Annotated in this window: 9 protein-coding genes; 8 read left to right on the plus strand and 1 reads right to left on the minus strand. The window is 39.2% G+C overall.

Annotation, left to right across the window (positions count from 1 at the left end):
• The first annotated feature begins 36 nt into the window (after positions 1–36).
• Positions 37–765 carry a Bax inhibitor-1/YccA family protein gene (locus tag A4S05_RS10055; RefSeq protein WP_069069689.1) on the plus strand — a complete coding sequence of 243 codons (729 nt, stop codon included), beginning with the start codon at positions 37–39 and terminating at the stop codon, positions 763–765.
• A 107-nt stretch (positions 766–872) separates the two neighbouring features.
• Here A4S05_RS10055 and A4S05_RS10060 read toward each other — a convergent pair whose 3' ends face one another.
• The gene (locus tag A4S05_RS10060; RefSeq protein WP_069069690.1) at positions 873–1,472 is read right to left on the minus strand and encodes a DUF1802 family protein; all 600 of its coding nucleotides are present in this window, start codon (positions 1,470–1,472) and stop codon (positions 873–875) included.
• Positions 1,473–1,735: 263 nt separating this feature from the next.
• Here A4S05_RS10060 and A4S05_RS10065 point away from each other — a divergent pair, with 263 nt between their 5' ends.
• The 7 genes from A4S05_RS10065 to A4S05_RS10095 all read left to right on the plus strand — a co-directional run bounded on the left by A4S05_RS10065 (position 1,736) and on the right by A4S05_RS10095 (position 7,194).
• Positions 1,736–1,993, plus strand: a complete 258-nt coding sequence (locus tag A4S05_RS10065) for a hypothetical protein (protein WP_370684419.1) — start codon at positions 1,736–1,738, stop codon at positions 1,991–1,993.
• A 665-nt stretch (positions 1,994–2,658) separates the two neighbouring features.
• Complete coding sequence (locus A4S05_RS10070) at positions 2,659–3,372, plus strand: hypothetical protein (RefSeq protein WP_069069699.1); 714 nt, start codon at positions 2,659–2,661, stop codon at positions 3,370–3,372.
• A gap of 230 nt (positions 3,373–3,602) precedes the next feature.
• Complete coding sequence (locus A4S05_RS41460) at positions 3,603–3,749, plus strand: hypothetical protein (protein WP_176726963.1); 147 nt, start codon at positions 3,603–3,605, stop codon at positions 3,747–3,749.
• Positions 3,750–4,594: 845 nt separating this feature from the next.
• Entirely contained in the window at positions 4,595–4,780 is a 186-nt protein-coding gene (locus A4S05_RS10075) for a TLTLP motif-containing protein (protein ID WP_069069692.1), read from the plus strand.
• A gap of 471 nt (positions 4,781–5,251) precedes the next feature.
• The gene (locus A4S05_RS10085; RefSeq protein ID WP_069069694.1) at positions 5,252–5,764 is read left to right on the plus strand and encodes an inorganic diphosphatase; all 513 of its coding nucleotides are present in this window, start codon (positions 5,252–5,254) and stop codon (positions 5,762–5,764) included.
• 132 nt (positions 5,765–5,896) lie between these two features.
• Complete coding sequence (panD, locus tag A4S05_RS10090) at positions 5,897–6,280, plus strand: aspartate 1-decarboxylase (protein WP_069069695.1); 384 nt, start codon at positions 5,897–5,899, stop codon at positions 6,278–6,280.
• Between the two features lie 11 nt (positions 6,281–6,291).
• The gene (locus A4S05_RS10095; RefSeq protein WP_069069696.1) at positions 6,292–7,194 is read left to right on the plus strand and encodes an MBL fold metallo-hydrolase; all 903 of its coding nucleotides are present in this window, start codon (positions 6,292–6,294) and stop codon (positions 7,192–7,194) included.
• The last annotated feature ends 106 nt before the right edge of the window (positions 7,195–7,300 follow it).

Raw genomic sequence — 7,300 nt, forward strand, 5'->3', positions numbered from 1 at the left:
TAAGCAGAACGTTTTCCTAAACAACAGTTTTTCAATATGAGCAATACCAGTAATTTTCGTGAAGCTATCCGTGAGGCTAAGTCTCATGCCCTCGTTGGCCCAAATGTGATTGCCAACGCCCTCCCCTACGTTGGTGGTGGATTGGTGCTAACAGCATTAGGAACTTACGGTGGTTTGGGAGTTATCCGTACTAACCCCGAAATATTCTTTCCCACCTTCATTGGTGCGGTGATTTTGGAATTAATTTTGTTCTTTGTTGCCCAAAATGTTGCCCAAAAAGGTAATAAGGGACTTGCACTACCCTTGTTGGCAACCTACAGCCTCTTATCTGGATATACTCTCAGTGGCTTGGTATTTGTCGCTTTGAGATCCCAAGGTGTTGGCATTCAAGGCATTGGGTTGGCTGCTCTGGGTTGCGGCGTCACTTTTATTTTCGCCCGTCAAATAGGTTCAAATCTTTCTGAACAAGATGGCATGGCTTTGACAAAAACCATCAATCTCGGCGTTATCGCCTTGGTGGTTGTCTGTCTAGCCCAATTCGGATTTGCTATGTTTGGTGTTTACACACCAAATTGGTTAGAAATCGCCATCTCCGGTTTAGGAGTATTTCTATTTGTTGGGGTTTCTGTTGTCGATTTTTATATCTTGCCCCGCACTTACAGCGATGACCAATATCTTCCTGCTGCTTTATCGATGTATTTAACTTACATCAACTTGTTCGTCTTTATCTTGCGGTTGCTAATTGCCATAAATGGCCGCGATTAATTGTCTGTAGACACTAACAAAAGTAAAGTTTTATAAAGCAAAAACCGTGGTTAAATTTTCAGCAACCACGGTTTTTTCATCGTTTTAATTGTCGAATATGTTGGTCATTAGAAGGATGGAGCATACAACTTATCGCCAACAATCTCGCGAATTGTCTCTACTAGTTGGATGTATGTGAAGTTAGATAAAACTGGTTTTGCTGCTTGTAACTGAATTGGTTCATCTAAATCAATCCATGACTTACAGCCAGAGTATTTGGCGTAATAGGAAATTTCTTGCTCTTGGGGTAGTTTATACGTCCGCAGAAGAAGAATATAAAGCGGTTGACGTGGTTTCCATTTGAGGCGATCGCTAATAAAATGCTCGTTCCAAATATGGAAGGGAAGCAAGGTGTTGACAATAGACTCGTCACTAACTGGCAAAATATCCGTAATTTCAGCCCAACTGCCGATGCGAACTGTTTCAGGATGCCAGCCTGATGTCACTGGATAAACACCATTGGCATACTCAGCTTTCAGCATGAAAGCTTGTTGATGTTCATAGGTAGGGTAAAGCAAAACTTGCTTGTGGGCAACTTGGAAGTGTCCATTTCGTTCATGGATACCGCCTTTGCGGAGCAACATAATTGTTTTGCCATCTTCCAAGGCATTTACGGCCACTGCCCATTCTTTGAGGGCATGAAAAGTTGTAGTCAATTCCATCAGCATCTATTGTAATTCTGATTTAATTTCAAGCTAAAACCAATAAAGTATGAACTGTCCAAGGGAATGAATTAGGAAGCAGTTATGGAAAAGCGATGTCTACGAAGGGCTTCTCCATGAGAGGCTACGCCAACGCCTACGCTAGGTACTTCTGATGTGCAAATCACACCCATCTTGATGAGAACTTGGCAAGCTGGTAAAAGAATGTGGGTGGAAATTGAGGATGCAGACTCGATTAAAAGTATCAGAGCCTAGGGAAACTGCGTCCTATAGCCCTTCTTCATAATTGTACTCTTGCTCAGTTAGCTTTGGCGTGGTTAATTGCTCAACCCCAAACAAATGCTATCGCCGGAGCGCGTTATGTCCAACAAGCGCGAGACAACGCATTAGCCGCCCAATTGGCAGAAATTGACGCCATTGACGTACTTTTACCGACTATCTGGATGATAATCAAATTATGTGGAATTGGTGACAATGCAGTTGCGTTAGCCATGCTTATCTATCCAAGATCCCTTGAACTTTCATAAAGAGAAAGTTAGGGATCAAATCTTATAGCTCTAGATTGCAAAATCTAACAAAAGGTCAACTTTAGTAAACCAAGGGTTGCAATTTAGAAGCTAAGTGCTAATTTAAATAGTAGGACACCAAAACAAAATAAAACCAAACAAAAGGGTAAATGACTTAGTGTCCCCGTGTCATCAACCCAAGCAAATTTCAGCATATCAAATGTGAGAAAAGTGGCAAAAAGCCTAATGTAGAAGGCAAAGCCAAATCCTAAAGCGGAAAAACGCAAGAATGCTGAGTTTGTTAGTTTTTCAGTCCACCTTAGTTATGAATTTTCAATTACTTAATTAGTTTAACAATTTGAAAACTGTGAACTCAAGAAAACCTGGTCAACCTCGACCAGGTTTTTGGTATTTTATTCTGATATAATTTTCTCAGTACAGCAGAGAGTGCCGAAATTAAAGCTTGAGGAGCTAGTCGTGAGATTAAAATAACATTAACAAAAGACAGTTAATGTGCCCAAAAAGCTAAAATCTTTTGGTTAGAGTACTTCAATTATTTTTGTTAGAAAAACAAGCCCACTTCTGTTGCTCGTTTTGTAAAATATAAACTCAAATTAAGACACTGGCTAATTTTCCAGCAGGGAATAAAATAAGACAACAACGTATCCTGCGAGAAGAATTTGATGATGAGAGTTTATAGCTTTTTAAATAAAATTACTACAGCGATTATTATTGCGACCCTTTCTTTCTCTTGTAAGTCTTCTGTTAGCAGCAAAACAGAACAGGCAAAAGCAACTGACAAACCAAACTCCCAACAAAATATTGTCTATGGCGATTTAATCATTAAAGAACAATCAGATTATCTAATGATTCCCGTCACTGTTGCAGAGCAGAATGAAGATAAAGGAATTGATTTAAAACTTTCACGTTCTTATGAAAGAAATAACCAATTGTATAACATCATCTTTTATAGGAAACAAGATGGTGAAGCTCATCTTTTATTAAATAAAAAAGCCATTATTACCTCCTTTGATTTATTGGAGGTAAAAGCAGCAAACAAGCCAACTACAAGATTTTGGTTGTATAGAATTGTTGACCAAGACACCAATACAGATAAAAAACTCAGCAGCGAAGATGCTACTATCGGTTATCTTTCTGATTTATCAGGTAAGAACCTCCAGCAAATTACCCCAAATAATACTCGAATAATCAGTTGGGTTGTTGTTCCAAGTCAAAATGCAATTTTCCTAAAAATTATCAAAGACTCTGATAATAATAAAAAATTTACAGCCGAAGACAAAACAAACTTTGTTAGAGTCAACCTCGATAAACCCAGTATGGGAACTGAGATTATTAGTGAGCAAATAGAGCAAGAAATTAAATCCTACGTTTTTAAATAATTAAATAAGTGTTTTCAACTCTACAGGGCAAAGTTTAGCTGATAGTGCAGTATCAGCTAAAATCGTTTTGGTCTTTAGATATATCCTTTCTGCAATGCGGTGGGTTTGTTCATATCTAGATGGCCATCAACAAAAGTTTCCAAGACCTAAATGATTCCTAAAATAGAGAATGATTCGGGAATTACGTGTAATGTTAACAACATAGACCTCACTAAGCCAAATACAAGGTAATGTCTGAGGAAAACTATGTAAGTAGCTTTTGGCGATCGCAAAACTTTCGTTTGGAGCCGTGGGGAAATGACTACGAGCCGCCAATTCAAATCAGCGAAGAGCTTTCATTGTCTGAAAGTGATGTTAATTTTAACAGTGGAAACTGAGAATTGGGAATGTTTTGAGTCTCCCCAGGCGCGATCGCTACCTAATCGCCTCATGGTAATTTTCTTCTACCCCCCTCTGAACGCTTACAAAGAATTATCCAGACAAATTGAGGATCTAGAAATTGGGATTAAGTATTTTTTTCAGAGATGAGCAAAGTTTGACATAACCATCTACGCTACTTTCTCAAAACATTTTTTACTCTACCTATATATAGATTGACAAAAATACTGTGATATTAAATAGATTTGAAACTTTAAATTCTTAAATAATTCTTGAGTGATATCACTGAATCTATGCTGCCTAATACAGTTGATATATCTGTATTTATTCGGTAGCTATCACTGGTTACAAAAATCATTCCTACCCATTTCTTCTCTGGTGTCAAATATTTTTGCGTATGACAATCAAAAGTACTGCTTGTTTATCAGTGCAATTGCTGTTTTGTATTCTGTATCACAAATTATCAATTCTAGTAAAATGACCTTATCAAAGGCATTGTAGGATGTTATAATCATGAAGTATCGGACAAATATGTTTTGCTAATTAATCTTTAAGCAGCGAAAAAATGTAATTTATGATGCTGTCAAAGTTGGTTTTGCGTATGCGAACCGTTACACCATACAGGGAAACATCTGAAAATATTAATTACAAAATAAAACATGATTGGTTTAGTTGTAAGTTTGTATTAAGAAGTCCATGTATAAAAATGCTATTATGACAGTTTTAGAACTGGTTTAAGTTGTAGAATGCTACACATTTTACAGTTTAAAAATAGCTAAAATAGAATTGAGACTCTCAATCAGAGAGTAGACCTACACAGTGTTACGAAGAACTTCAATTTTGTATGAATTCAAATAGCCAGTCTGCCAATGCCGACACATATTCCCAACGTTTGGCAGACATTGTGGGAACTGCGATCGCTCTGTTGACTCTTGTCCTACCCGTATTTGTCATCGCCCACTATTCTTCAACTGATGTTCAAAATAACCAGCAACCCCTGATCCAAAACCTACAAGGCAGCAAAGATTGATAAAGCTTCCCACTAGTATTCCACCGGTAGGAAAGCTACAAAAAGAAGAAAACTGATTTTGAGACAGCCTTTGTAGATGTAGATGTCGTTCATCGGGAATAAGCTGAATCTGTATTGTGTGACTCCAGATTTCAGTTGTCTTGACAGAATAGGGGCAGAAATCCCTCTGACAGTAATCAAGGGCAGAGGATATCCATAAATACCCTCTTGGAAAAAGCGTTACGAATAAACTTCGTAACGCTTTTCCCATTTTTTGGAGCGAAGATGATCATTAGATTCTTCCTCCCCCGCGCAAGATCCCCCTTCTTGCCAAAGCAATGGGATATTTTTTTTAGTTGGAAGTCCCTTTCCCCGAACCCCGTGTTGTGGAATGAATACCTTGGGAAGAGATCCATATTGCCTTAAAATTCTACACGGGGAGCGAAGCTGACTGAGTGCCCCCATGATTCACTGTTATCAGAGGAGTTTTTTGTGGATTTATCTCGTATTCCTGCCCAACCGAAACCGGGTCTAATCAACGTTTTGATCGAAATTGCTGGCGGAAGTAAAAATAAATACGAATACGACAAGGAACTAGAAGCTTTTGCTCTAGACCGAGTACTTTATTCCTCGGTAAAGTATCCTTATGATTACGGCTTTGTACCCAATACTTTAGCTGATGATGGCGATCCCCTAGATGGTATGGTCATAATTGACGAGCCGACCTTTCCAGGTTGTGTTATTGCTGCACGACCGATTGGCTTTTTGGAGATGATTGACGGTGGCGATCGCGATGAGAAAATCCTTTGTGTTCCTGACAAAGATCCACGCTACACTCAAGTAAAATCTTTGAAAGACGTAGCGCCACACCGCTTAGATGAAATTGCTGAATTTTTCCGTAGTTATAAAAATTTGGAAAAAAAGGTGACTGAAATTCTTGGTTGGCAAGATGTGGATAAGGTTGCAGCTTTAGTAGAAAAATCCGTCAAAGCTTATAGAGGATAATAGAGGAGTTAGGAGTTAGGAGTTAAGAGTTATGAATTTTTATTCCTAACTCCTCACTCCTAATTCCTCACTTCACTTTGCTAACTTTCCCTTGTTACGGATTTTAAAATCTGCCACCAACCCCAAACCAAAATGCAGCGTACTCTCCTTTTGGCAAAAATTCATAACTGCACCCTCACAGGGGCCAATATCAACTATGTAGGTAGTATCAGCATCGATGAAATGCTTTTAGAAAAAGCTGGTATCTTACCCTACGAGCAGGTGCAAGTAGTTAATAATGCCAACGGCCAGCGCTTTATTACTTATGCGATCCCGGCTCCAGCCAATTCAGGAGTAATTGAATTAAATGGAGGTGCGGCACGTCTAGGCATTATTGGCGATCGCTTGATTATAATGACTTACGGGCAGTTCACTTCAGAAGAGTTAAAAAGTTACTCTCCTACGGTAGTCATTGTGGACGAAAAAAACAGGCTGTTGGAAGTACGGCGCTACGATGACCTGCTCAGTAAGGTCTAATTTCAAGAAAAATGTCAAATTTTGAGTCGTCGGGTTCCCAAAGCTACATACCTGAAAAGTCAGCTACCCTGCCAAGCAGTCCATCAGGTGAATTTCTCGTGCAATTCTGGGGTGTGAGAGGTTTGATTCCCACTCCAAGTAGCAACACCAATCGTTATGGCGGTAATACCGCTTGTCTAGAAATGCAGGTCGCTGGGAAACGCTTGATTTTTGATGGCGGTACTGGCTTACGTATACTAGGTAAAACTTGGCAAGAACTACAACAGCCACTAGAAGCCCATTTATTTTTTACCAACTGCCAATCAAATCGTATTCAAGGGTTTCCCTTTTTTGCTCCAGCATTTATTGTGGAAAATTGCTTCCACATTTATGGCACAGCTGCCTCAAATGGAGCTTCCATCAAACAATGTCTGTACGATCAGATGCTCCAGCCACACTTTCCTTACCCTTTACAGGTAATGCAGTCGGAATTGCAGTTTTATAATCTCACTCCAGACAGTGAGGTGAAGTTAGATGATGTCACCATTACAACTGCATTAATTAATCAAACCCAGCGGTCAGTTGGCTACCGAGTTACTTGGCAAGAGTATAGTGTTGCTTACATCACGGATTTGCACCAAAATGCTGAACAAGTGGAGCGAGAGCGAATTTTAGAATTTATTAAAGGCGTTGATTTGCTGATTGCCAATGCTACTTACACTCCCCCTACATCTCACAACCATGACTCTGCTGATTTACTTTGGCAAGCTGCGGTGAATACAGCTCTTGGTGCTGGCGTCCAACGGCTAGCTATTTCTCACCATCACCCAGATGACCATGATGATTTTCTTGATCAGGTTCAGGTCGATATTAAATCTGCTTTTCCTCAGGCAATAATAGCCCATGAAGGTCTAGTATTAAGTGTTGGTAAGTAATTTAGACTTCTTATAGCATTTCTCAGTCTGGTGAAGTACAGTAACAAGAATGGGTAAACCAATTATAAATATCAGTTAACGAGACTTGAGTAAAAGCAGTTTCAAT

Origin of the sequence: Nostoc sp. KVJ20 (assembly GCF_001712795.1) — a bacterium.
Lineage (GTDB): Bacteria > Cyanobacteriota > Cyanobacteriia > Cyanobacteriales > Nostocaceae > Nostoc.

Bases quoted from the DNA above. Each gene is read 5' to 3' on its own strand.
- A4S05_RS10060 (WP_069069690.1), bottom strand. From the start codon at position 1,472: ATGCTGATGGAATTGACTACAACTTTTCATGCCCTCAAAGAATGGGCA.
- A4S05_RS10095 (WP_069069696.1), top strand. From the start codon at position 6,292: ATGTCAAATTTTGAGTCGTCGGGTTCCCAAAGCTACATACCTGAAAAG.
- A4S05_RS41460 (WP_176726963.1), top strand. From the start codon at position 3,603: ATGTCTGAGGAAAACTATGTAAGTAGCTTTTGGCGATCGCAAAACTTT.
- A4S05_RS10055 (WP_069069689.1), top strand. From the start codon at position 37: ATGAGCAATACCAGTAATTTTCGTGAAGCTATCCGTGAGGCTAAGTCT.
- panD (WP_069069695.1), top strand. From the start codon at position 5,897: ATGCAGCGTACTCTCCTTTTGGCAAAAATTCATAACTGCACCCTCACA.
- A4S05_RS10070 (WP_069069699.1), top strand. From the start codon at position 2,659: ATGAGAGTTTATAGCTTTTTAAATAAAATTACTACAGCGATTATTATT.
- A4S05_RS10075 (WP_069069692.1), top strand. From the start codon at position 4,595: ATGAATTCAAATAGCCAGTCTGCCAATGCCGACACATATTCCCAACGT.